Source organism: Chelativorans sp., assembly GCF_031180965.1.
Taxonomy (GTDB): domain Bacteria; phylum Pseudomonadota; class Alphaproteobacteria; order Rhizobiales; family Rhizobiaceae; genus Chelativorans.
In genome coordinates, this window is sequence record NZ_JAPSLH010000015.1 from 1 (window position 1) to 23,143 (window position 23,143).

Here is a 23,143-nt window from a genome sequence, read left to right on the forward strand (position 1 = left end):
CCGGCACCGCCGGCCTGTCGCGGGCCCTCATCATGCCTCCAGGTACCGATCCCTGGAGGGGGAGGTTGCCGCCGCTCTCCCGAACACCCGGTGCGCATCCGGTTCCCGCAAGAGCGATGGGAGGGATTGTAAGAGGGCTGCCGGGGGTGGGGATAAAATCTCAGGCGAAAAAATGCGGAAATCGTGCAGGAGCCTGTTTTTGCTGCAGATTAATTTTGCGCAGCCGGGCGGCGGGGCCGATTTGATCACCCTGCTCGGCGGGCGGGCGGAGGGGGGAAGGATCGTCCCTAAGGGGTCCCTTCACTTGCGACTACCTTCGGCCGGACGTTTTCCTGCCGGGGACCCCGCTGCCTCCAGCAGCTCCCCGGCATTCGAAGCCTTTCGCCGTGCCACTGGCACGACGAATTGGCTGCGCCAACCGGCTTTCTGCCCTCCGCTAGGGCTCCGGGCGTTCGAAACTCAAAAAGCCAAATCGTTGGCTTTTTGCCGGCCTTTCAGCCGGACGTTTCTCACCCCTGTGGCTGGGGTTCGAGTCCGGCGTCGGGCTCTTCGCCCTTCTTGCCTTCCTTGCGCGCGCCGGCCTTCGGCACGGCCGAGCCGCGCGAGGGAGGCGTGTCGTCGCCAAGGTCGCGGGCCGGCTTCTCGCCGCGTATCAAGGCGCGGATCTCGTCGCCAGACAAGGTCTCGTATTCCAGCAGGCCTTCGGCAACGGCGATCCACGCATTCCGCTGCTCGGTCAGGATTTCGCGAGCCTTGGTATAGGCCTCGTCGATGAGACGGCGGACTTCCTCGTCGATCTTCTGCTGGGTCTCCTGCGACATGTTCTGATGGCGCGCCACGGAATGCCCAAGGAAGACTTCTTCCTGGTTCTCGCCATAGGCGACCTGACCCAGCTTGTCGGAGAAGCCCCACTGGGTGACCATGGCGCGGGCAAGCTTCGTCGCCTGCTCGATGTCGGAAGCGGCACCGGAGGTGATGTTCTCCTTGCCGAATTTCAGCTCCTCGGCGACGCGGCCGCCCATCATGATGGCAAGCCGCGAGACCATGTATTTGTAGCTCATGGAATAGCGGTCGCCCTCGGGCAGCTGCATGACCATGCCCAGCGCGCGGCCGCGCGGGATGATGGTCGCCTTGTGCACGGGGTCCGACGAGGGCACGTTGAGCGCCACGACGGCGTGGCCCGCCTCGTGATAGGCGGTCAGCTCCTTCTCCGCCTGAGTCATGGCGGTGGAGCGGCGCTCCGCACCCATCATGACCTTGTCCTTGGCGTCCTCGAATTCCTGCATGGTGACGAGGCGCTTGTTGCGCCGCGCGGCCATCAGCGCCGCCTCGTTCACGAGATTGGCGAGGTCGGCGCCGGAGAAGCCCGGGGTGCCGCGCGCCACCACTTTCAGGTCGACATTGGGCGCCAGCGGCACGTTGCGCACATGCACCTTGAGGATCTTCTCCCGCCCGACAATGTCGGGATTGGGCACGACCACCTGACGGTCGAAACGGCCGGGGCGCAGCAGCGCCGGGTCGAGCACGTCGGGCCGGTTGGTGGCGGCGATCAAGATGATGCCTTCGTTCGCCTCGAAGCCATCCATCTCGACGAGCAGCTGGTTCAGGGTCTGCTCGCGCTCGTCATTGCCGCCGCCAAGCCCCGCGCCGCGATGACGGCCGACCGCGTCGATCTCGTCGATGAAGATGATGCAGGGCGCGTTCTTCTTGGCCTGCTCGAACATGTCGCGCACGCGGCTGGCGCCGACGCCCACGAACATTTCGACGAAGTCCGAACCGGAGATGGTGAAGAAGGGCACGTTCGCCTCGCCCGCGACGGAGCGGGCAAGCAGCGTCTTGCCGGTTCCCGGAGGGCCGACGAGCAGCACGCCGCGCGGGATCTTGCCGCCGAGGCGCTGGAATTTCTGCGGGTCGCGCAGGAACTCGACGATTTCCTCCAGGTCCTGCTTGGCCTCGTCGACGCCCGCCACGTCCTGGAATGTGACGCGGCCATGCGCCTCAGTGAGGAGCTTGGCCTTGGATTTGCCGAAGCCCATGGCGCGGCCGGAGCCGGACTGCATCTGCCGCATGAAGAAGATCCAGACCGCCAGGATCAGGATCATCGGCAGCCAGGAAATGAAATAGCCGAGAATTGAGTTGGAGCCGTCGCTCTCGGGGCGCGCATTGATGGTGACGCCGTGCTCTTCCAGCCGCTGGACCAGGCTCGGATCACCGGGGGAATAGGTCTGGAAGGGCGTCCGGTTGTCGACATAGGTGCCGGAAATCCGGTCGCCGGTGATCGTCACGCTTTCGACCCGGCCGTCGCTGAGCTCCTGAAGGAACTGCGAATAGGCGATGTCCCGCGTGGCGCCGCGCTGCTGGGGCGCCTGAAACAGGTTGAACAACGCTATGAGGAGGACCGCGATGATCGCCCACAGCGCAAAATTTCGATAATTTGGATTCATCTGAGTTCCGTAGGTACGCCGAGGCCGGCATCATCGCCGCTAACATAGGGAGCAAGCGCAGGCTTGCCAAGCAGCCCGCCCTGGGGGAAGCCTGTTTCTGCGACACATGGTTATCCCATCGCTCGTTTGTGGCCTTCCCATGGCGACGGCGGAATCTCCCGCGCGCCGAGAAGGGCGGCGACGGCGCCGGCCGGAGCAAGGTCGAAGGACGGAAGAAGCCGCGCCCACGGCCCGGGCACCGGTTCGATGGAAACCTGCGGCAGCGAAGCGGCCAGCCCGACGAGGGGGCCGCCGGCATGAAGAGCGGGCTCGGCGGCCAGGGCGGCGCGGACCAGGCCGCGCGGGGCGTCCGTCGCGGGAAGCTCCGCCGTGCGCGCGTTCTCGGCGCCGAAAGCGGCAAGGGTGCCCTCCGGCAAGCTTTCTCTGACCGCGATGCGGTAGCGGCCGTCCCACAGCGTGCCGTCCGCCGCCGGAGAGGCGGGCAGGTTGCGCCGCTCGCGGTGGAAATAGACATCGCCGCGCCGGGCCGTGACCGCCGCACCGGACAGGGTGGCGCGGAAGCCCTGCTCTCCCGCTCGGCCGAGGAGCGCGGCGGCACGGTTAAGGTCAGGCAGATGCTCGGCGCCGCCCACGACGGCAAGCAGGATGCGGAAGGCGTAAAGGCCGGCCTCGCTGCCGGCGAGCGCTTCCAGCGGCACGCGGAGGAGGCCCGGAGCTGCTCTCTCAGCCGCAGCCTCGATGAGCCCGGCGGCCTCCAGCCCGAGCCGCTCCCGCGCCTCAGCAGCCGTGCGGGCGGCGGCGAGCAGTTCCCCGATCGCCGTCTCGTCGAGCGCGGCGCGGATGCGCGCTCGCTCGAAGCGCGGGTCGTGGTTGCTCGGGTCCTCCATCCAGGAGATGCCGCGCTCCCGCAGAAAGGCGCGGAGCGTCGCGCGCCGGGTGCCGAGGAGGGGCCGCAGAAACCACACGCCGCCATCGACAAGCGTGGCGGGGGCGATGCCGGCCGCCCCCCGGCCGCCGCCGCGCGCAAGGCGCATGGCCAGCGTCTCGGCCTGGTCGTCCGCCGTGTGGCCGGTGAAGACCAGCCCGGCGCCCGCCTCCCGCGCGGCCCGCGCCAGGAGCGCAAGCCGCGCCTCGCGCGCCGCCGCGGAAAGGCCGCTCGCCGGCTTGCCGCCCTCCCAGTTGAGCACGCGGTGGGCAATGCCGTGCGCCGCCGCTAGTCGGCCGACTTCACGCGCCTCGCCGGCCGAGCCGGCACGCAGGCCATGGTCGACCGTGACCGCGAGCAGCGAGGGGCCGCTGGCGATGGTCCTCAGATGTTCGTGAAGGAGGAAGAGGAGGGCGAGCGAGTCGCCGCCGCCGGAGACCGCCGCGAGAACCGTCCTGTGGCGGGCGAAGTCAATGCCGGAAAAGAGCGCGCCAGGAGCGCGCACGCTCAGCAGCCCGCGAGCGCCTGCTCCTGCCTTATGCGCTCCTTGAGCGCTGAGGAGACGTCAGGGTAGCGATGGCCGATCTCCTGATAGGTGGCGCAGGCGACATCGCGCTGGTTCATCGCCGTGAGCGACACGCCGAGCTTCAGGAGCATCTCCGGCGCTTTCTTCGCATCGGGGAAATTGCGGTTCGCCTGGAGAAAGACCTCGGCGGCCTCGCGGTGGCGGTCCTGGCCGAGCATCGCCTCACCGAGCCAGAAATGGGCGTCGGCGGCATGTTCGCCCTCGGGGAACCTGTCGAGATACTGGCGGAAGCCCGCCTCGGCGGTGCGGTAGTCGCCGGACAGGATGAACTGATATGCGTTCTGGTAGATCTCGTTCGGATCGCCGGAGGGCGGCAGCGCCGCGACGACGGAACCGTCCGTGCCGGCAGCGGGCGTGCCCTGGAGCAGGTCGATCGGCTGGCTCGCGCCGCTCGCGACCACATTGCCGTTCTGGTCGAAGGTGATCGTGCCGAGCGCGCGCGGGGGGTCGCCCGGCGCGGGCGCGGCTCCCGCCGGCGGGACGGCGGGTTGCGCATTTGCCGCGGGCGGAACGGTGGCAACGGCGACACCCGGGAGGGGATCGGCGACCGCCGGGGCCGCCTGCTGTTGGCCGGGGGCGGGCGGCGCCAGCCGCTCGCTGCGCTGCTGCGGGGTCGTGCTGCCGCCGGCGGTGCCGCCTTCGAGCTCCTGGAAGCGGAACTCGGTATCCTCCTGCATGCGGCGAAGCTGATCCTGCATCTGCAGGATCTGGAAATTGAGCTCCTCGACGGTGCCCTTGAGACTGCGCACCTCTTCCTCCAGCGCCATCACGCGGGGATCGGTCACCTGGGCGGGGATGAGCTCGGCGCCCGGTTGCGCCGGCGGTGCACCGGGCAACTGGAAGGCGGCGGCAGGTCCGGCCGTCGTCAGGGCAAGGACGGCCAGCGCGGCAAGACCGCTTACAAAGATTCGGGACAGCATTCTATCTCGCTCTCGACAAGGAAAGGATCGGGCGGGAGGCCCCCACCCGCCGTTACCTTTACCAAGCGCCGAGACTTCGGCCAAATTTTGATTTGGGCGATAGCAGAGGCGAACAGGGGCCCGAAGGGGATGCTTCCCCTATTCGCACCTCTTCGCTCTTTGCCGCCGCTCAGCTGCCGGCGCCGCTCAGCACCGTCACGGCGCGGCGGTTCTGCGACCAGCAGGAGATGTCGTCGCATACGGCGACGGGGCGCTCCTTGCCATAGGATATGGTGCGGATGCGGGAAGCATTGACACCCTGGGAGGCCAGGAAATCGCGCGCGGCGGCGGCGCGGCGGGCGCCGAGCGCCAGGTTGTATTCGCGTGTGCCGCGTTCGTCGGCATGGCCCTCGATGGTGATGGAATAGGACGGATACTGATTGAGCCATTGCGCCTGGCGCGCCAGCGTCGCCTGGGCATCGGCGCGGATGACGGAGGAATCCGTGTCGAAGAAGATGCGGTCGCCGATGGCCACCGTGAATTCCTGGCGCGAGCCCGGCGCCCCGGCCGCGCCGCCCAGACCGCCGGCGCCGCCCACGCCCGCCCCCGCGCCGAGGCCGAGGTCGGCGGCTGAATTGGGGACCTGCTGTTTCGAGCGGCACCCGGCCACGGCCAGGGCGGCAACCAGTGCGATGGCGACGGGATTTCTCGTCAGGGCTGCAATGCGGCGCATGCCGTCACTCCTTGGCATTCGAAGGTTTTTCTTCAGCGAGCAGTAACCATGCGACGGTTAATCTTCCGTTTCCGTCTGGCGCCCGGTCCGGGAATTGCTGCGATTCGGACGGTAGCGGAAATTGCGGCTGAAAGCGGGCCGCCGCCTTATTTCAGAAGCGGCGACCAGGCAGGATCCGAGGCGAAATTGGGCGTCGGTATCTGCTGCTCGTTGCGGCCGGTCAGATCGATCGAATAGAGCTTCGGCCCGGCGGAGCCCGCCTCCTGGCGGAAGAACATGATCACGCGGCCATTGGGCGACCAGGTCGGGCCTTCCTGCAGGAAACCGCTCGACAGGATGCGCTCGCCCGAGCCGTCGGTGCGCATGACGCCGATCTGGAACTCGTTGCCGCTCTGCTTGGTAAAGGCGATGAGGTCGCCGCGCGGCGACCAGACGGGGGTGGAATAGGTGCCGTCGCCGAAGGAGATGCGGCGCGGATTGGACCCGTCGGCGCCCATCGCATAGATCTGCGCGCGCCCGCCGCGGTCGGAGGTGAAGACGACCTGGCTGCCGTCCGGCGAATAGGAGGGCGAGGTGTCGATGGCGTTGGTGTCGGTCAGCCGCTGCGTGGTGCGCGTCCGCAGATCCATGGCGAAGATGTTGGAATTTCCGTCCTCGCGCAGAAGGCTCATGATGATCTTGTCGCCGGTCGGGTTGAAGCGCGGCGCGAAGGTCATGCCGGGGAAGTTGCCAACCAGCTCGCGCTGCCCGGTCTCGATCTGCAGGAGATAGACCTGCGGCTGGCCGCTCTCGTAGGACATATAGGTGATTTCCTGGCGCTCGGGCGAGAAGCGGGGCGTGAGCACGATGGCGCGCCCGTCGGTCAGGTATTTCGGATTGGCGCCGTCCTGGTCCATGAGGGCGAGCCGCTTCACGCGGTTGTCGCGCGGGCCGGACTCATCCACATAGACGATGCGGCTGTCGAAATAGCCCTTCTCGCCGGTGAACTGCTCATAGATCCGGTCGGCGATGATATGGGCGATGCGACGCCAGTTCCTCTCCTCGGCGAAGAACTGCTCGCCGACGAGCTGTGTGCCGGCATAGGTGTCCCAGAGGCGGAATTCGGTCTTGAGGCGGCCGCCGGGTTCCTGCGTCACACGGCCCGTCACGATCGCCTGGGCGTTGATGACCTTCCAGTCCTCGAACCGCGGCGCGGCATCGGGATTGGAGATCTTCTCGATGAAGGCCGCCTGGTCGATGGGCGCGAACAGGCCGGAACGCCGCAGGTCGGCGGCGATGACGGAGGAGATCTGCGCGCCGTGGGCGCCGCCGGACAAAAAGTCGGTGATGGCGATCGGCACCGGCTCGACGACGCCGCGGTTGACGTCGATCTCCACCAGCGCGCGTGCCGGCGCCAGGGTCAGCGCGACCAGCCCCACGGCGAGGCTCGCAATGGCCAAGGTCGCTCGGAGGAAGTTCTGCATCAGCTCATGCCTCTTGATGTTCCTTCGTGTTCGATGACCCGCCTCCAGGCGGGTCAGAACATCTCGGTTGGATCGAAATTGACGACGACCTCGTCCCAGCCGCCGCTGTATTTTTCCGCCGGCAGATTGTAGGGGGCGCATTGCAGGACGGCGCGGCGGGCGGATTCGGCCGCAGCACGCGCCACGCTCGAGCCGCCGGCCTGGATGATCTCCGGCCGTCCTTCGACGGCGCCGCTCGGATCGAGGCGGAACTTGACCGACACTTTCAGGTTGTCGGCGTCGAGCGCGCCGGCCGGCACGTTCCAGCAGCGCTCGATCTGCGCCCTCAGCGCATCCATCTCGCTCTGCGTCAGTTTCTGCCCGCCGGTGGTCTCCCTGGCGCCCAGCGCCGCCTCCTGGGTCGAACGCTGCGCGCCGCCGCCGGAAGCTTTCTCCTTGTTGAGAAGGGCAGCCACCTGGTCGAGCAGTTCCTCGTCCTTCTTCTCGCTCCTGGCTTGCTGCTGCGCCGCCGGCTTGTCGGCCTCCTTGCGCTCGGGCGCCTTGGCGATCTGCGGCTTGGGCGGCTGCGGGCGAGCCTGCGGCACGGGCGCGGTAGTCGGCAGCTTCACGCTTTCCGCTTCCGCATTCTCGGCCACCATCGGCTCGGGCGCGGGATCCGGCTTTGCTTCCTGGCGCGGCTGCGGTTCGGGCTCGCGCTCGGCGGCGGGCACAGGAACATCCTGCGCCTCGGCCTCCAGCGTCTCCTTGACCGGATCTTCGGCGGGCTTGGGCTGCGGCTTCGGCGCGGGCGGCGGCTCGGAAGCCTGTTCGACGGGCTTCGGCTTTGCTTCGGGGGTGGGCGGCGGCTTCAGGTCAGTATCCGCCTCGCCCACCTTCTGCGCGTTCTCGACCGGGTCCGGCCGGCGGGTCGGCTTGGGCGCCGGCTTCGGAGCGGGCGGCGCTTCCTTTTCGCCCTGCTGGACCTGCGAGATGTCACCCACCGGGATGATGTCCACCGGCAGCGCCTCGACATCCGCCACTTCGAAGGCGCTCGGCGCAGAGAGCGAGAAAAGCCCAAAGCCGAGGAGCACCACGTGCAAGGTGACCGATGTGGCGAGACCGGTCTTCATGGCATCAGCCGTCCTGTTCCTGCAGGGTCACTAGGCCGAGATTGCGGAAGCCGGCGGCCGAGATGCGCGCCATCACGCGCATGACCGTACCGTAATCAGCCGCGCGATCGCCGCGCACATAGATGCGCTCCTCATAGCCCGCCTGGGCAATGGCCTGCAGCTTGGGCACGACTTCCTCGAGCGGAACCTCCGTCTCCTGAAGGTAGATCTGGCCCTCGCTGTTGACCGATACCGTGATCGGCTGCGTCTCCGAGTTCAGCGCCCTTGCCTGCGTCTCCGGCAGATCGATGGGCACGCCGACGGTGAGCAGCGGCGCCGCGACCATGAAGATGATCAGCAGAACGAGCATCACGTCCACGAAAGGCGTGACATTGATTTCCGACATCAGGGCATGGCGCCGTCCGCGCCGCCGCCCGTTTCCGCCATTCCTCGGGGAGGCCACGGACATGCCCATCAGGCATACTCCTCGACGCGTGCCTTGGGAGCGACCTTCTCGTCGATCTGGCGCGACAGGATGGCGGAGAACTCGTCGGCAAAACCTTCCATGCGGGCGGCAAGCTTGCCGGCATCCGAGGACAGCTTGTTATAGGCAATGACGGCGGGAATGGCGGCCAGGAGGCCCATGGCGGTGGCGAGCAGGGCCTCGGCGATGCCGGGGGCCACCACTGCCAGATTGGTGGATTTCGAGCCGGCGATCGCCTGGAAGGAGGTCATGATGCCGACAACCGTGCCGAAAAGGCCGATAAAGGGAGCCGAAGAGCCGATGGAGGCGAGGAAGCCGAGCTTGCCTTCAAGCCGCTCCATTTCCCGGGCGAGGGCGAGGTCCATGGCCTTGTCGATGCGCGTCTGCAGCCCGAGCGGAGAGCGCGCGCCCTTCTCGAAGCTCTTCTTCCACTCGCGCATGGCCGCCACGAAGATGGCTCCCATGCCGGTTGTCTTGCGCTCCGAGAGCGAGCGGTAGAGCTCTTCCAGCGATTGGCCGGACCAGAACACCTGCTCGAAGCGGTTGAAGGCCATGCGCATGCGCGCATAGGCCAAAAGCTTGTCCACGATGATCGCCCAGGTCCAGATCGAGGCGCCGAGGAGCCCAAGCATGACCAGCTTGACGACCCATCCGGCTTGCCAGAACAACGCCCAGATGGAGAGATCTCCACCCGGCGCGGCGAGCTCTACAGTTTCCATGCCTTACAGTCCTCGTAAATCCGGGCGGCATTCATGCCGCTCCGTCCCCGTGCAGCGCCTTGCCTCACCCAACGAAGCCGCGGCGCCCCCCGAAATGCTTCAGCCGCGCCTTCTTCCGGTAAATTTTGGTCAAAGGAAGGCGCTAAAGCTCCGGGAAGGCCCTCCGAGATATGGCGGAGTATGGTTAACGCCGTATTACGACGGACCAGTATTTGCGGAGGAGACTTCGCCCGACGTGCTCCCGGCTTGTTCCGGCCGCCTCAGGAAGACCGGGATCCACTCCTTCGGGAAGCGACGCGGCCTTCCGGATGCGCCGATAATGGCGGCCTCGACGCGCGCCGCGACCAGGATGTCCGCGCCGCGCAGGAGCCGCTGCCGCATGAAGATGCGCGCGCCGGAGATATCCTCGACTTCCGTCTCGACGGTGATGATGTCGTCGATGCGGGCAGGCTTGCGGAAGTCGATCTCCATGCGGCGGACGACCCAGGAGATGCGCTCGCCATGCCTTCCTTCGGCCAGCTCGGTGTGATGCACGCCGGATAGGCGCAGGAAGTCCGAACGCCCGCGCTCGAGGAACTCCAGATAGCGCGCGTGATATACGACGCCGGTGAAATCCGTATCGGCGAAATAGACGCGCGCCATCAGCCGGTGGCCGGCGTCGGTGAGCTCGCCGCTGATGCCGGCGGCCAGCGGATCGGTGACGGCGTCAGCCATGCTTCATTGCCGTTGAGACCACCTGCGCTTATTCCTCCTCCTGGAAAAGGCTGATCTGCGCCTGAGAGAGCTCCTTCGGCGGGTTGAGACCGAGATGCTTCCACGCCTTGGCGGCAAGCACCCGGCCGCGCGGCGTGCGCTGGATGAAGCCCTGCTGGATAAGATAGGGCTCGATGATGTCCTCGATGGCGTCGCGCGGCTCGGAAAGGGCCGCGGCGATGGTCTCGATTCCGACAGGCCCGCCGCCGAAATTTTCCACGATCATGCTGAGGTAGCGCCGGTCGAGCTGGTCGAGGCCGAGCGCATCCACTTCCAGTCGCAGGAGCGCGGCATCAGCGATTTCGCGTGTCACCTTCTCGGCGCCGGCCACCGACGCAAAATCGCGCACGCGGCGCAAGAGACGGCCGGCGATGCGCGGCGTCCCGCGCGCTCTCCGCGCGATCTCTTCCGCCCCGTCCTCGGTCAGCGGCAGGCCGAGAATGCGCGCGCCGCGCGTGACGATCGCCTTCAGCTCCTCGACCGTATAGAACTCGAGCCGGATCGGGATTCCGAAGCGGTCGCGCAGCGGCGTGGTCAAGAGCCCAAGGCGGGTGGTAGCGGCGACCAGCGTGAATTTAGCGAGATCGATCTTCACCGAGCGGGCCGCCGGCCCCTCGCCGATGATGAGATCGAGCTGATAGTCCTCCATGGCGGGGTAGAGGATCTCCTCAACGGCCGGATTGAGCCGGTGGATCTCGTCGATGAAGAGCACGTCGCGCTCTTCCAGATTGGTGAGGAGGGCGGCGAGGTCGCCCGCTTTCGCGATGACCGGACCGGAGGTGGAGCGGAAATTGACGCCGAGCTCGCGCGCCATGATCTGCGCCAGCGTCGTCTTGCCGAGCCCGGGCGGGCCGACGAAGAGCACGTGGTCCAGCGCCTCGCCGCGCGCACGGGCGGCCTCGACGAAAACCTTCAGATTGGCGCGCGCGGTCTTCTGGCCGACGAACTCGTCCAGCGACTGCGGCCGCATCGTGGCATCGACATCCTCGCCGCGCTGGGCGGGGGAGATGATGCGGTCCGGATCGCTCATGCGAGGAGCTCCATGCCGGGGACGCGAGAGGCCGCACGGCGATCAAAAGTGACAGTACGGGTGCAGCCCGCCGCATTGGACGAACAGGAGATCAGGTGGTCGGCAATGTCCGAGGACGATGGGTCGCCTGTCGCCAGGATTTGTTCCAGCCGCTCGCCGTGCTCGAATTGGAACTCCGCGCTTGCCACCAGCTGTCGTAAGGCGTCGAGAATCGTGGACCGTGAATATCCGAAACGCCGCCGTAGAACCCAGAGCGTCTCAAGCAGCGCAACCGTGCTCACATAGGCTGGATCGTCGGAGTTTCGTTGAGCAAAGAAGCGGCGAACGGCATCAGTCTGGCCAGCATTGTCAGCAACGAGTAACCTGACCAGCACATTGGTGTCGATGCCGATCACTCGATCCCCTCGCGCCACTCGCGTATGATCCGTTCGTCCTCTTCCGCGGCTTGCTCCTCCGCAGCGTCTTGTATCGCGCGCTCCAATTCCTCGTCGCTCAAGCTGATGCCATTCGGCGGGGGACCGAGAATGCCGAACAGGTCGACCGCCCTGCGATTGCGTGGCCGCACCCAGGTCTTTCCGTTTTCCTCGACGAACTCGATGCGATCGCCAGGTTTCAATCCGTGCCGGTCACGGACCTCCTTGGGCACGGTGATCTGCCCCTTGGCAGTGATTTTCGCGAGCGCGCCCATTTCCTTACCCTTTGGTCATTCCTTACCTACAGGTAAAGTAAGGACTTGCTTACTTCAAGCCGCGAACTACCGCGCCAGTTCCCTAAGCCCTAGGCGGATCAGCGTGCCGGCGTCGGCTCCTTCGCCCGCGGATTTCAGCGCCGCCGCCACGGCATTCGCCGCCACGTCGCGCGAATAGCCGAGATTGGCGAGAGCGGAGACGGCGTCGGCGACGGGCGCCGGCGCGACCCCCTCGCCAAGCTCCTGCTTGAGCCCGATCGTGCCGGTCGCTTCGCCGGCGAAGGCCGGCGCTTTGCTCTTCAATTCGGTGACGATGCGCTCGGCCACCTTCCTGCCGACGCCCGGCGCGCGCGCCACCATTGCGATGTCGCGAAGCGCGATGGCGTTCGCCAGTTCCGCCGGCGTGAGCGTGGAGAGCACGGCGAGCGCCACCTTGGCGCCCACGCCCTGCACATTGTTCTGCAGGAGCCGGAACCACTCGCGTTCGAGCGCGCTCTGAAAGCCATAGAGGCGGATCATGTCCTCGCGCACATAGGTCTCGATGAAGAGCGTGACCGGGCTCCCCACACTGCCGAGGGAGGAGAGCGTGCGCGAGGAGCAGTGGGCGACATATCCGACGCCGCCGATATCGATGATGCAGTGATCCTCGCCCACCTCGTCGAGGATGCCTTTCAGCTTGCCGATCATGCGCGCGCTTCCAGGGCAAGGCGGGCGGTTACCGACTGCCGGTGGTGGGCGTGGCAGATGGCCACGGCGATCGCGTCGGCGGCATCGTCGCTGTCGAAGCGTGCCTTCGGCATCAGCACCTTCACCATCATGTGGATCTGCCGCTTCTCGCCATGGCCGACGCCGATGACCGCCTTCTTCACCGCGTTCGGAGCGTATTCGGCGACAGGAAGCCCCGCGCGCGCCGGCACGAGCATCGCGATGCCGCGCGCCTGGCCGAGCTTGAGGGTGGCGACGGCGTCCTTGTTGACGAAGGTGGCCTCGACGGCCGCCTCGTGAGGCATGTGCTGGTGCAGGATATCGGAAAGGCCGTCGTGGAGCTGGCACAGGCGCGAGGCGAGATCGGCCTTCTCGTCGGACCGGACCGTGCCGGCGCCGACGAAACGCAGGGAATTGCCGAGCGAATCGAGGACGGCCCAACCGGTGCGCCTCAGCCCCGGGTCGATGCCGATGATGCGAATCGCGCCTGTCATGGCCCCACCATAGCCCGCGCGAGGTCTATTGCCATCCGGCAAGTCAGAGCGGAGGAAGACAGTGCCGGACAGCGGACGCGTGCGCCGCAAGCGAAAGGACACTGCTGCGCGCCTTTTGGAGGGACCGCGGGTGATGCTCGGCATCGCCGCAGCGCCTGCGTATTTCGTGGGGTTGCTTGCCGGATCGGCGCTCTACGGCATCTCAAGCGATACGGTCTACCGCCGCATTACCTTCATGCTCGTCATCGCCTCGGCGATCATCGCCCTGCCGGTGACCGGCGATGCCATAGTCACATTCCTTGCGGCTGCCGAACGCTGAGCTCAGCCGCGCCCGAACGCCGTCTGCAGAAGCGTGATCTGATCGGAAACCGGATTGGTGAGGAACGGCTCGGCCGGCTGGGCCTTGGGCGAGCCGTAAATCTCCTCGTCCATACGGCGCACCAGGGCTTCGAGCCGCAAAGAGCGGCGGACCAGGCTGCGGAAGGCCTCCGGCAGCTCGCTCCAGCCGGGCGCCTCCTCCTGGAGCGAGGCGGTGTCGAGCCGCACCTTGGCCTTTTCGGAGGCGACCTGCTCGCGCGTCATCTCGCCGGAATTTGCAGCCCGCTGCAGCAGCAGCCAGGAGGCAAGCTGCATCAGCCGGGTGGTGAGCCGCATGGATTCGGCCGCGTAGAGGCCGGCAGCGGTGCGCGACAGGGTCTTGGCGGTGGCGCGGCCCTCGCCGTCCAGATATTCGGCCGCCTCCTCGACAAGGCCCATGCCTTCGTCATAGAGGGGCTTGAAAGATTGGGAGAAAACCCGTCTTTCCGCCAGCTTGATCATGTTCGCGCCGCCCATACTGCCGGTGATCATTCCTGTCCGCCCCAATATACTTACACGGCGCCAGCCAGCGGCGCCCGCTTCCCAATGACTTTTGCCGTGGAAAATGCTTCGGGCCGGGGCCAAACGCAAGCCCCTGCTTAATGAAGAGTTAACAGGAAAATTCAGGCCAAAAAAAGAGCCGCGGGTCGGCGGCTCTCAGGAGTTAACAGGGAGGCGTCAAACAGAATGGCCCAGCCACTCAGTCAGAATCCAGATCACTGGATGCCGAAAGTAAACGCCCGTAAGGCTTAATGACTGGTTAACGGTTTGCACAATCTTCGCAAAAAATTTCCCTAAAATGCATTTTCCCTAGAGCGTGCGCGCGATCTCCCGCAGCCGGAACTTCTGGATCTTGCCGGTGGACGTCTTGGGGATTTCGACGAAGACGACGTGCCGCGGACACTTGAAGGCGGCAAGGAGCCGGCGGCAGTGAGCGATCATCTCCTCCGCCGTCGCCTGCGTCCCCGGCTTCAGCTCCACGAAGGCGACCGGCGTCTCGCCCCACTTCTCATCGGGGCGGGCGACGACGCCGCAGAAGGCCACCGCCGGGTGCTTGTAGAGCGCCTCCTCCACCTCAATGGAGGAAATGTTCTCGCCGCCGGAGATGATGATGTCCTTGGAGCGGTCCTTGAGTTGGATGTAACCATCGGGATGGAGCACGCCGAGGTCGCCCGAGTGGAACCAGCCCCCGGCGAAGGCTTCCTCCGTCGCGTGCTTGTTCTTCAGATAGCCCTTCATGACGATGTTGCCGCGGAACATGACTTCGCCCAGCGTCTCGCCGTCGGCGGGAACGGGCCGCATCGTCTTTGGGTCCATCACGGTCAGCCCTTCGAGCGTGGCGTAGCGCACGCCCTGCCGCGCCTTCCGCGCCGCCCGGCCGGCGCCGTCGAAGCGGTCCCATTCCATCTTCCATTCGTTCACAACGGCCGGACCGTAGGTTTCGGTGAGGCCGTAAAGGTGGGTGACGGCGAACCCCGCCTCAGCCATGGCGGAAAGCACCGATTCGGGCGGGGGCGCAGCGGCGGTGCTGAAATTCACCGTCTGCGGGAACGAGCGCTTCTGGTCCGCGGCGGCGGAGAGCAGGGTCGACATGACGATGGGCGCGCCGCACAGATGCGTCACGCCATGATCGGCGATCGCATCATACATGGCCTTTGCCCGCACCCAGCGCAGGCATACATGCGTGCCTGCTTGCAGCGCCAGCGTCCAGGGAAAGCACCAGCCGTTGCAGTGGAACATCGGCAAGGTCCACAGATAGACCGGGTGCCGGCCCATACCGGCGTGGACCGTGTTGGCGTAAGCCATCAGCGCCGCGCCGCGGTGATGGCAGACCACGCCTTTCGGATTGCCCGTGGTGCCGGACGTATAGTTGAGCGAGATCGCATCCCATTCGTCGTCGGGCACCGCCCAGGCGAAGCTTGGATCGCCGGAGGCGACGAACTCCTCATAGTCGATCACGCCGATGCGCTCGCCCTTTGCATAGGGCGCGTCCTCGGGATATTCCGCATCGTCGAAATCGACGACCAGCGGCTTCACTTTCGCTCGGGCAAGCGCATCCTTCATCACGCCTGAAAATTCGCGGTCGACAATGACGAGCTTGCTGTCGGCGTGGTCGAGCTGAAAGGCGATCACCGCCGCATCGAGCCGCGTGTTGAGCGAGTGGAGCACGGCCTTCACCATCGGCACGCCGTGATGGGCCTCCAGCATCGGGGGCGTGTTGGAGAGCATCACGGAAACCGTGTCGCCCTTGCCGATGCCGTGCCTGGCCAGCGCCGAGGCGAGCCGGACTGAACGGTCCCAGAACTCGCGATAGCTGCGCCTCAGCCCGCCATGGATGATGGCCGTGTGATCGGGAAAGACCTTCGCGGCGCGCTCGAGCAGCGTCAGCGGCGTCAGCGGCTGGTAATTGGCCGGGTTCTTATCGAGGTTCTGCTCGTAGGGATTGTCGCTCACCGGTTCACCTCCAACCTTCCCGAAAGTCTAGCCAGAAGCGGTTTTTCTCACCAGCCCCACAGGCCCGCTGCGCCGTCGTGAATGAGCTTGATCGAGATTATCAGGATCATGCCATACATCAGCGGGTAGAAGATCTCCGCCTTCATGCGCCGCACGATCCAGGCGCCGGCAAGCGTCGCCAGGGGCGCGACGGGCACCAGGAGCAGGGAGGCGGTCAGGTTGGTCGCGTCGAACTGGCCGAGGGCGAAATAGGGGACGAGCTTCACGGCGTTGACGACGGCGAAGAAGATCACGCTGGTGCCGGTATATAGCTTCGGGTCGTGCTTGAGGGGCAGGGCATAGACCTGGTAGGGCGGACCGCCCGCATGGGCCACGAAGCTGGTAAAGCCCGCGACGGTGCCCCAGAACACGCCCTTCGCTGGACTGTGGCCGGCGACCCGCTCGCTCTTTCTCAACTTGTCGGCCACCCAGCGCAGGAAGAAGAGCAAGGTGACGACGCCTACGATGAGCCGCACGTGATCGGCCGTCACCACCGCCGCCGTCAGCCAGCCGATGCCGATGCCGAGCATTGCGCCCGGCAGCATGATGGCCAAGAGCCGCCGATCGTAGAAACCGCGCCAGGCCCAGAGCGAGACGATGTCCATGACGATCAGGATCGGCAGGAGGATCGCGGCGGCCTGCACCGGCGGGACGACCAGCGCCATCAGCGGGACGCCAATCAGCGCCATGGCGCCGCCGAGCCCGCCCTTCGACAGGCCGACCAGGATGACCGCCGGTATCGCGGCAAGATAGAAGACGGGGTCGGAGAGAATGGGTGCCATGGCGGGGAAATCGATTGTCCCTGCGGCATAAACTGTTTGGCACGACTTTGCGAGAGGCGGTTTCGAAACCCCTTGTGAGAAGAGCTTGCCATCGTCTATGCCGAAGGGACGCATTGAGATCGAGGCAGCAGGCCGCAAGCGGCGCAACAGGTTTCGCCCGTCCCGGTCCAAATCTCGACGCATCCTGATGTGAGACGAATTCAGCACGCTTCCCCAGCAGAATGCCATGAGCCAAGAGAAGAGCCGATGCCGCCTCGTCCTGATCGCGCCGCCTCCCGCGGCGGGCGAGGAGGCGCGCATTGAAGCGGCGCTTGCGGGCGGAGACGTCGCCTCGCTCCTCATCCCCGCCTATGGCGCGGACGAAGGCGCTTTCCAGGCTTGGGCCGAGAAGCTCGCCCACGTGGCGCAGGCGCGCGGGATAGCCGCGGTGGTGGCGGGCGAGCCGCGCATCGCCGCCCGAATCCAGGCGGACGGCGTTCACGTGGAAGGCTCCAAGGCGGAACTGGCGGAAATCATAACAAAGCACCAGAGCCGCATGATGGTCGGCTGCGGCGGCGCGAAAAGCCGCGACGATGCGCTGGAGCTCGGCGAGACCCAGCCCGATTATATCTTCTTCGGCCGCTTCGGCTACGACACTAAGCCGGAACCCCATCCGCGCAACCTTTCGCTCGGCGGATGGTGGGCGGAGATGATCGAGGTCCCCTGCATCGTCCTCGCGGGCTCCGACATCGCCTCAGTGGTGGAAGTGGCAAGGACGGGGGTGGAGTTCGTGGCGGTCGGCAGCGCCGTCTTCGCAGCGGAGAACCCGGCGGGCAAGGTCGCGGAGGCCAATGCGCTGCTCGACGAGCATGCGCCCCGATTTGAGGATGCGAAATGATGCTGCGCCTCCTCATTTTCCTCGCGGCCGCGATCACGCTCGGGCTGTCCGGCATGCCGGCGGCCTTGGGGCAGGAGCCCGCGGAGCGCGCGGTCGAGCAGCCGGCGCAAGCGCCGGCAGCGGGCGCCAAGGCCGGGCGACTGGAGCGGGCGGGAGAGGATGCTCCCGGGGCGAAGTCGCCTGCGGTCGATACACAACGTTTCGGCAAGGTGGTCGACGAGGCCTTCGGCGCCTATCAGCGCGGCCAGTACCTGACTGCGCTCGAACTTGCGCGCCCGCGCGCCGAGGTGGGGGACGCGGCCGCGCAGACGCTGATCGCCGAAATCTATGCCCGGGGGCTGGGTGTTCGCCGCGACGGCAAGGAGGCGGCGAAATGGTACGCCAGGGCCGCCGAGAAGGGCGATCCTGAAGCGCAGATGCAGTATGCCCTGATGCTGATCGACGGACAGTTTGCCGAGAAGGATCTCGAGCGGGCCTTTGCGTTGATGCGCAGCGCGGCGGAGGCCGGCAAGACGCAGGCGCAATTCAACCTAGCACAGATGCTGACCGAACACGGATCAGCGCAGGAGGCGGTCGCCTGGTATGAGCGGGCGGCCCAGGCGGGACTCCCCGACGCGCAATACGCGCTGGCGCAGGTCTATGCCAGCGGCATCGGCGGCAAGACGAAGGACGAAGCCGAAGCGCGCCGCTGGCTGCTGCGCGCCGCCAACCAGAATTTCGATACGGCCCAGCTCGACCTCGGCACCTGGCTGGTGGAGGGCCGCGGCGGCGAGAGGGATGCACGGCAAGGCTTTGCCTGGCTGAAGCGCGCCGCCGAGAGCGGCAATGTGGCGGCCCAGAACCGGATCGCCAAGCTCTACAGCGCCGGGATCGGCACGGAGCCCGATCCGATCCTCGCCGCCTCCTGGTACATCCTGGCGCGCCGCGCGGGGCTCACGGATCTCGACATGGAGGACTTCCTGGCAGGCCTCACCGACGAGCAGATCGAGCAGGCAACGGAGCGGGCCAACCGGCTGCGGTGACGTTAGGGGAGTAAGGCAGTAGGGGAGTAGGGGAATGAGCTGCTCGCCTCCGTTCCACAGCCCGCTTCACCGCTCTGCTGACCTGCCTCCCGGTTAGCTTCTAATGGTTAAGACTTGTCAGCGGCTCGATGCGGCGGTGAAAACCGCCAGCTGGGCGTCGAAGGCACGCTTGTAGGCGGGCCGTGCCTGGCCGCGGGCGACATAGGCGGAAAGGTTGGGATATTCTTCCACTATGCCTGATCCCTCCAACCTGCGCAGCACCGTCACCATCAGAAGGTCGCCGGCGCTGAACTCCCCATCGAGCCAATCTGCATCGCCAAGGCGGCTGGAAAGCTGGTCCAGCCGGCGGCGGACGCGTCCGTCGAGGAGAGGGCGGCGCGCCTCGTGCCACGGCTTGTCACCCTCCGCATACCGGGTCTGCTCGCGCTCGACGATCGGCGGCTCCACCGTGTTCAAGGCGGCGAAGATCCATGCGGTGGCGCGCGCCCGGGCATTCGCATCCTGTGGCAGCAGGCCCGTGTGGCGCTGAGCGATATGGAGGATGATCGCACCCGTCTCGAACAGGGCGAGGTCGCCTTCCTCATAGGTGGGGATCTGCCCGAAAGGGTGAAGCGCAAGGTGCGGCGGTTCCTTCATCTCGCGGAAAGAAACAAAACGGACCTCGTAGGGCTGGCCGACTTCCTCGAGCGCCCAGCGAACGCGCATGTCCCGCGCCAGGCCCCGACCGCGGTCGGGCGAACTTTCAAATGCTGTGATGGTGGGGGTCATCGGGATTCCGCTCCAGTTTGCTGTTCGCCCAGAGGACGAATGGGGGTGGCCTTTATCGACAGGCCACCTCGTCTTTTTTCGGCCGGCGCGTTGAGGCGTCGTTTTGCTCCCCACGCCCTGCTCGCCTACCAGCGCGTCTTGCTTCCATGCCCGTTTTGTGGTCTTGAAGCGCCGGCCAGCCAGCGGCTCATCTCAGGACAGTCATAATGAAAATCAATGGCAACGAAATTCGTCCCGGCAACGTCATCGAGCACAATGGCGGCTTGTGGGTCGCCGTGAAGACGAATGCCGTGAAGCCGGGCAAGGGCGGCGCCTACAACCAGGTCGAGCTCAAGAACCTGATCGACGGCACCAAGCTGAACGAGCGCTTCCGTTCCGCCGAGACGGTGGAGAAGGTGCGGCTGGAGCAGAAGGATTTCACCTTCCTCTACGAGCAGGGCGATGCGCTGGTCTTCATGGATTCGGAAAGCTACGAACAGCTCGAATTGCAAAAGGAATTCGTCGGCGACCGCGCGGCCTTCCTGCAGGATGGCATGACCGTGACGGTGGAGCTTTACGAGGAAAAGCCGATCGGCATCTCGCTGCCGCCGCAGGTGACGCTCACCGTCGCCGAGGCCGACCCGGTGGTGAAGGGCCAGACGGCCGCCTCCTCCTACAAGCCCGCCGTTCTCGAAAACGGCATCCGCATCCTCGTTCCGCCTTTCGTCTCGGCCGGCGAGCGCATTGTCGTCGACACGGACGAGATCACTTATCTGCGCCGCGCCGACTGACGGCGCTCCGCCTTTCCGGGAAGTTCCATGCCGCGTTCGGCCATCATCAATGTCATGGTCCAGGCCGCCATGAAGGCCGGGCGGTCGCTCGCGCGCGATTTCGGCGAGGTGCAGAACCTGCAGGTCTCGCTCAAGGGGCCGGGCGATTATGTGAGCCAGGCCGACCGCCGCGCCGAGGAGATCGTGCATGCCGAGCTTTCGCGTGCCCGGCCCGGCTATTCCTTCCTGATGGAGGAAGGGGGCGTCGTGGAGGGAGACGATCCCCAGCACCGCTGGCTGGTGGACCCGCTCGACGGCACGACAAACTTCCTGCACGGCATCCCGATCTTCGCCGTGTCGATCGCGCTTGAACGGCAGGGCACGCTGGTGGCCGGCGTGATCTACAATCCGGCCATGGACGAACTCTACACGGCCGAGCGCGGCGGCGGCGCCTTCCTCAACGACCGGCGCATGCGGGTGGCGGCGCGCCGCGAGCTTTCCGATGCGGTGATCGGCACGGGCATTCCGCATCTGGGGCGCGGCCATCACGGGCGCGCGCTGATCGACCTGCGCAATGCGATGGGCGAGGCGGCCGGCATCCGCCGGCTAGGCTCGGCGGCCCTCGATCTCGCCTATGTGGCGGCCGGGCGCATGGACGGCTTCTGGGAAGACGCGCTCAGCCCGTGGGACATGGCGGCGGGCATCCTGATGGTTCGCGAGGCTGGCGGATTCGTCACCGACCGGAGCGGTGGACAGGACATGTTCGACACCGGCTCCGTGGTGGCGGGGAACGAGGCGATCCACCGCGCGCTTTTGAAGACGCTGCAGAAGCCCGCTCCCTGACTGCGGCGCCTTCGCGCCGGCGGCAGGATGGGAGAATGCCTCGCCTCGCCGACGGGTCGCCCGGCCCTATCTCTCCTGCGGGAGCGGTGGGGGAGTTGATCCATATTTCAATTTCGTCACATTTCCGTTTAGAGTCTGCGCCAATTTGGGGCTGAACCGGATCGAGGAATAGATGGCCTTGCTGAAGTCGCTGGGGGCGGACCGGCTTGTCGCGGACGAGAAATATGATCCGCGCCGCCTCTCGAGCCCGCAGGTTTTCCTCTACTCTATGATCATCTTCCTGGTGATCTCGGGTTTCGTCGCCGCCATCCTCTACCGCCAGATATCGAGCGCCTTCCAGAGCAATCCCGGCCTCAACGGGCTCATCCTCGGCGTGCTCGCGGTGGGCATCCTGCTCGTCCTGGGGCAGGTGGTGCGGCTCTTCCGCGAGGTGCGGTGGGTCAACTCATTCCTCGCCGGGACCGAATCCACCGAGCCGGTGCTGCTTGCGCCTATGAAGGCGCTGCTTAGCCGCTCCTCGACCATGGCGCTGTCCACCACCTCGATGCGCTCGATCCTCGATTCTATCGCAACGCGCCTTGACGAAAGCAGGGATATATCGCGCTATCTGATCGGGCTCCTGGTGTTCCTCGGCCTGCTCGGCACGTTCTGGGGCCTCCTGCAGACGATAGGATCGATCGGCGACACGATCCAGTCGCTCGACCCGGCATCGGGGAACGCCAACGACCTCCTCGCCTCGCTGAAGGAGGGCCTGTCCGCGCCTTTGAACGGCATGGGCACTGCCTTCTCCTCATCGCTCTTTGGCCTTTCCGGCTCGCTGATCCTCGGTTTCCTCGACCTGCAGGCCGGCCGCGCGCAGACCCGCTTCTATACCGAGTTGGAGAACTGGCTCTCGACGGTGACGGATCTGGGGTCCGATCTTGGCGAGGGGGCGAGGAACGGCACGTCGGAGGAGGTCCGGGCGCTGGCCGAGAAGCTGCGCACGATCCAGGAGTCGGGCGGCAGCAACCCGCGCACCGCCGCCGCCATGGCCTCGCTCGCTGAAGGCATTTCCGGCCTGGTCAAGAATATGCGCCAGGAGCAGCAGATGATGCGCGACTGGGTGGAGGCGCAGGCCGCCGACCAGAAGGCCCTGCGCGAGACGCTGGAAAAGATCGCGGTGGCCCTCAAGGCCCGGGAAAACAGCTGATGCCGCTCGCACGCGCACGCCGGCGGGAGCGGACCGTCGACTACTGGCCGGGCTTCGTCGACGCCCTGTCGACGCTCCTGCTCGCCATCATGTTCCTCCTGTCGGTATTCGTGCTGGCGCAGTATTTCCTGAGCCAGGAGATCACCAGCCGCGATGAGGTGCTCGACCGCCTCAACGCCCAGGTAAACGAGCTGACCCAGCTTCTCGCCCTGGAACAGGCCAGTTCGCAGGATGCGGAGGACGAGCTTGCCAATCTGCGCGCCTCGCTGGAGGCCGCCGAGGCGGAGCAGTCGCGCCTCCAGCAGCTGCTTGCGAGCGGAGCGGGAACGAGCGAGGCGGCCAACGAGCGCATCGGCCAGCTCACGGGAGAGCTGGACCAGGAGCGGCAGATCAGCCAGCGCGCGCTCTCGCAGGTGGAACTTCTGAACCAGCAGATCTCGGCGCTGCGGCAGCAGATCGCCGCGCTTGAGGACGCGCTCGAGGTTTCCGAGCAACGCGACCGGGAATCCAATACCAAGATCGCCGATCTCGGCCGGCGCCTGAACGTGGCCCTTGCCCAGCGCGTGCAGGAATTGAACCGCTATCGTTCCGACTTCTTCGGCCGGCTGCGCGAGATCCTGTCGGACCGCCAGGATATCCGCATCGTCGGCGACCGCTTCGTCTTCCAGTCGGAGGTGCTGTTCCCGTCCGGCGCCACCGAGATCAACCCGTCGGGGCAGGACGAGATGCGCAAGCTTGCGGGCGCCATTCTCGAGCTGCAGCGGGAAATCCCGCCCGAGATCAACTGGGTGCTGCGCGTTGACGGGCATACGGACAACATCCCGCTTTCCGGCGCCGGACGCTTCCGTGACAACTGGGAGCTTTCCACCGCGCGCGCAGTGGCGGTGGTGAAGTTCCTGATCGAGCAGGGCGTTCCGGCGAACCGGCTGGTGGCGGCCGGCTTTGGCGAGTTCCAGCCCCTCGACCCGGCCGAGACGCCCGAGGCACGCTCGCGCAACCGCCGCATAGAGCTGAAGCTGACGGAAAGGTGAGGCTCTCGCGCCGGGGGCGGG

25 protein-coding genes are annotated in these 23,143 nt (G+C 66.3%); 7 read left to right on the forward strand and 18 right to left on the reverse strand.

Translation table 11 applies throughout. The features are described from left to right. Positions 1–509: 509 nt before the first annotated feature. The 14 genes from ftsH to ruvC all read right to left on the reverse strand — a co-directional run bounded on the left by ftsH (position 510) and on the right by ruvC (position 13,011). A complete protein-coding gene (gene ftsH / locus RIN79_RS12660; protein ID WP_309085025.1) occupies positions 510–2,444 on the reverse strand; it encodes an ATP-dependent zinc metalloprotease FtsH in 1,935 nt (644 codons plus the stop codon). A gap of 110 nt (positions 2,445–2,554) precedes the next feature. Next, positions 2,555–3,874, reverse strand: coding sequence for a tRNA lysidine(34) synthetase TilS (gene tilS, locus RIN79_RS12665; RefSeq protein WP_309085026.1), 1,320 nt, complete (start codon positions 3,872–3,874; stop codon positions 2,555–2,557). A gap of 2 nt (positions 3,875–3,876) precedes the next feature. Then, on the reverse strand, positions 3,877–4,875 hold the full coding sequence (gene ybgF, locus RIN79_RS12670) for a tol-pal system protein YbgF (protein ID WP_309085027.1): 999 nt from the start codon (positions 4,873–4,875) through the stop codon (positions 3,877–3,879). Positions 4,876–5,044: 169 nt separating this feature from the next. After that, positions 5,045–5,587 (reverse strand): peptidoglycan-associated lipoprotein Pal, encoded by a 543-nt coding sequence (gene pal / locus RIN79_RS12675; RefSeq protein WP_309085028.1) that lies wholly within the window; start codon positions 5,585–5,587, stop codon positions 5,045–5,047. A 146-nt stretch (positions 5,588–5,733) separates the two neighbouring features. Next, on the reverse strand, positions 5,734–7,050 hold the full coding sequence (gene tolB / locus RIN79_RS12680; RefSeq protein WP_309085029.1) for a Tol-Pal system beta propeller repeat protein TolB: 1,317 nt from the start codon (positions 7,048–7,050) through the stop codon (positions 5,734–5,736). 53 nt (positions 7,051–7,103) lie between these two features. Then, a complete protein-coding gene (locus tag RIN79_RS12685) occupies positions 7,104–8,159 on the reverse strand; it encodes a hypothetical protein (RefSeq protein WP_309085030.1) in 1,056 nt (351 codons plus the stop codon). A gap of 4 nt (positions 8,160–8,163) precedes the next feature. Then, positions 8,164–8,613: a protein TolR gene (tolR, locus tag RIN79_RS12690; protein WP_309085031.1), complete on the reverse strand. Its 450-nt coding sequence runs from the start codon at positions 8,611–8,613 to the stop codon at positions 8,164–8,166. Then, positions 8,613–9,341: a protein TolQ gene (gene tolQ / locus RIN79_RS12695; protein WP_309085032.1), complete on the reverse strand. Its 729-nt coding sequence runs from the start codon at positions 9,339–9,341 to the stop codon at positions 8,613–8,615. Before tolQ ends, tolR begins: the two co-directional genes overlap by 1 nt. A 195-nt stretch (positions 9,342–9,536) precedes the next feature. Further along, positions 9,537–10,055 carry a tol-pal system-associated acyl-CoA thioesterase gene (ybgC, locus tag RIN79_RS12700; protein WP_309085033.1) on the reverse strand — a complete coding sequence of 173 codons (519 nt, stop codon included), beginning with the start codon at positions 10,053–10,055 and terminating at the stop codon, positions 9,537–9,539. Positions 10,056–10,083: 28 nt separating this feature from the next. Continuing rightward, complete coding sequence (ruvB, locus tag RIN79_RS12705; protein WP_309085034.1) at positions 10,084–11,124, reverse strand: Holliday junction branch migration DNA helicase RuvB; 1,041 nt, start codon at positions 11,122–11,124, stop codon at positions 10,084–10,086. Next, complete coding sequence (locus tag RIN79_RS12710; protein ID WP_309085035.1) at positions 11,121–11,519, reverse strand: type II toxin-antitoxin system VapC family toxin; 399 nt, start codon at positions 11,517–11,519, stop codon at positions 11,121–11,123. The genes ruvB and RIN79_RS12710 overlap by 4 nt, the downstream gene beginning before the upstream one ends. Beyond that, positions 11,516–11,812 (reverse strand): AbrB/MazE/SpoVT family DNA-binding domain-containing protein, encoded by a 297-nt coding sequence (locus RIN79_RS12715; RefSeq protein ID WP_309085036.1) that lies wholly within the window; start codon positions 11,810–11,812, stop codon positions 11,516–11,518. Before RIN79_RS12715 ends, RIN79_RS12710 begins: the two co-directional genes overlap by 4 nt. A gap of 66 nt (positions 11,813–11,878) precedes the next feature. Continuing rightward, a complete protein-coding gene (gene ruvA, locus RIN79_RS12720; protein WP_309085037.1) occupies positions 11,879–12,499 on the reverse strand; it encodes a Holliday junction branch migration protein RuvA in 621 nt (206 codons plus the stop codon). After that, the gene (gene ruvC, locus RIN79_RS12725; protein ID WP_309085038.1) at positions 12,496–13,011 is read right to left on the reverse strand and encodes a crossover junction endodeoxyribonuclease RuvC; all 516 of its coding nucleotides are present in this window, start codon (positions 13,009–13,011) and stop codon (positions 12,496–12,498) included. Before ruvC ends, ruvA begins: the two co-directional genes overlap by 4 nt. 61 nt (positions 13,012–13,072) lie before the next feature. On the opposite strand from ruvC, the gene RIN79_RS12730 reads away from it, so the two are divergent. Further along, positions 13,073–13,330: a hypothetical protein gene (locus tag RIN79_RS12730; protein ID WP_309085039.1), complete on the forward strand. Its 258-nt coding sequence runs from the start codon at positions 13,073–13,075 to the stop codon at positions 13,328–13,330. Positions 13,331–13,332: 2 nt separating this feature from the next. On the opposite strand, the gene RIN79_RS12735 is transcribed toward RIN79_RS12730, so the two are convergent. The 3 genes from RIN79_RS12735 to RIN79_RS12745 all read right to left on the reverse strand — a co-directional run bounded on the left by RIN79_RS12735 (position 13,333) and on the right by RIN79_RS12745 (position 16,643). Next, positions 13,333–13,860 (reverse strand): DUF1465 family protein, encoded by a 528-nt coding sequence (locus RIN79_RS12735; protein WP_309085040.1) that lies wholly within the window; start codon positions 13,858–13,860, stop codon positions 13,333–13,335. Positions 13,861–14,178: 318 nt separating this feature from the next. Next, positions 14,179–15,822, reverse strand: coding sequence for an acyl-CoA synthetase (locus RIN79_RS12740; protein ID WP_309085041.1), 1,644 nt, complete (start codon positions 15,820–15,822; stop codon positions 14,179–14,181). Between the two features lie 47 nt (positions 15,823–15,869). Next, positions 15,870–16,643, reverse strand: coding sequence for a sulfite exporter TauE/SafE family protein (locus RIN79_RS12745; RefSeq protein ID WP_309085042.1), 774 nt, complete (start codon positions 16,641–16,643; stop codon positions 15,870–15,872). A 226-nt stretch (positions 16,644–16,869) separates the two neighbouring features. Here RIN79_RS12745 and RIN79_RS12750 point away from each other — a divergent pair, with 226 nt between their 5' ends. Both RIN79_RS12750 and RIN79_RS12755 read left to right on the forward strand, forming a co-directional pair. After that, a complete protein-coding gene (locus RIN79_RS12750) occupies positions 16,870–17,520 on the forward strand; it encodes a thiamine phosphate synthase (RefSeq protein WP_309085043.1) in 651 nt (216 codons plus the stop codon). Beyond that, positions 17,517–18,542 carry a tetratricopeptide repeat protein gene (locus RIN79_RS12755; protein WP_309085044.1) on the forward strand — a complete coding sequence of 342 codons (1,026 nt, stop codon included), beginning with the start codon at positions 17,517–17,519 and terminating at the stop codon, positions 18,540–18,542. The genes RIN79_RS12750 and RIN79_RS12755 overlap by 4 nt, the downstream gene beginning before the upstream one ends. A gap of 117 nt (positions 18,543–18,659) precedes the next feature. Here RIN79_RS12755 and RIN79_RS12760 read toward each other — a convergent pair whose 3' ends face one another. Then, positions 18,660–19,310: a glutathione S-transferase family protein gene (locus RIN79_RS12760; RefSeq protein ID WP_309085045.1), complete on the reverse strand. Its 651-nt coding sequence runs from the start codon at positions 19,308–19,310 to the stop codon at positions 18,660–18,662. Positions 19,311–19,516: 206 nt separating this feature from the next. On the opposite strand from RIN79_RS12760, the gene efp reads away from it, so the two are divergent. From efp to RIN79_RS12780, 4 genes are all read left to right on the forward strand, one after another. Continuing rightward, positions 19,517–20,080, forward strand: coding sequence for an elongation factor P (efp, locus tag RIN79_RS12765; RefSeq protein WP_309085046.1), 564 nt, complete (start codon positions 19,517–19,519; stop codon positions 20,078–20,080). 27 nt (positions 20,081–20,107) lie between these two features. Then, on the forward strand, positions 20,108–20,902 hold the full coding sequence (locus tag RIN79_RS12770; RefSeq protein WP_309085047.1) for an inositol monophosphatase family protein: 795 nt from the start codon (positions 20,108–20,110) through the stop codon (positions 20,900–20,902). Between the two features lie 172 nt (positions 20,903–21,074). Beyond that, entirely contained in the window at positions 21,075–22,091 is a 1,017-nt protein-coding gene (locus RIN79_RS12775; RefSeq protein ID WP_309085048.1) for a MotA/TolQ/ExbB proton channel family protein, read from the forward strand. Beyond that, positions 22,091–23,122, forward strand: coding sequence for a peptidoglycan -binding protein (locus tag RIN79_RS12780; protein WP_309085049.1), 1,032 nt, complete (start codon positions 22,091–22,093; stop codon positions 23,120–23,122). The genes RIN79_RS12775 and RIN79_RS12780 overlap by 1 nt, the downstream gene beginning before the upstream one ends. Positions 23,123–23,143 lie beyond the last annotated feature (21 nt).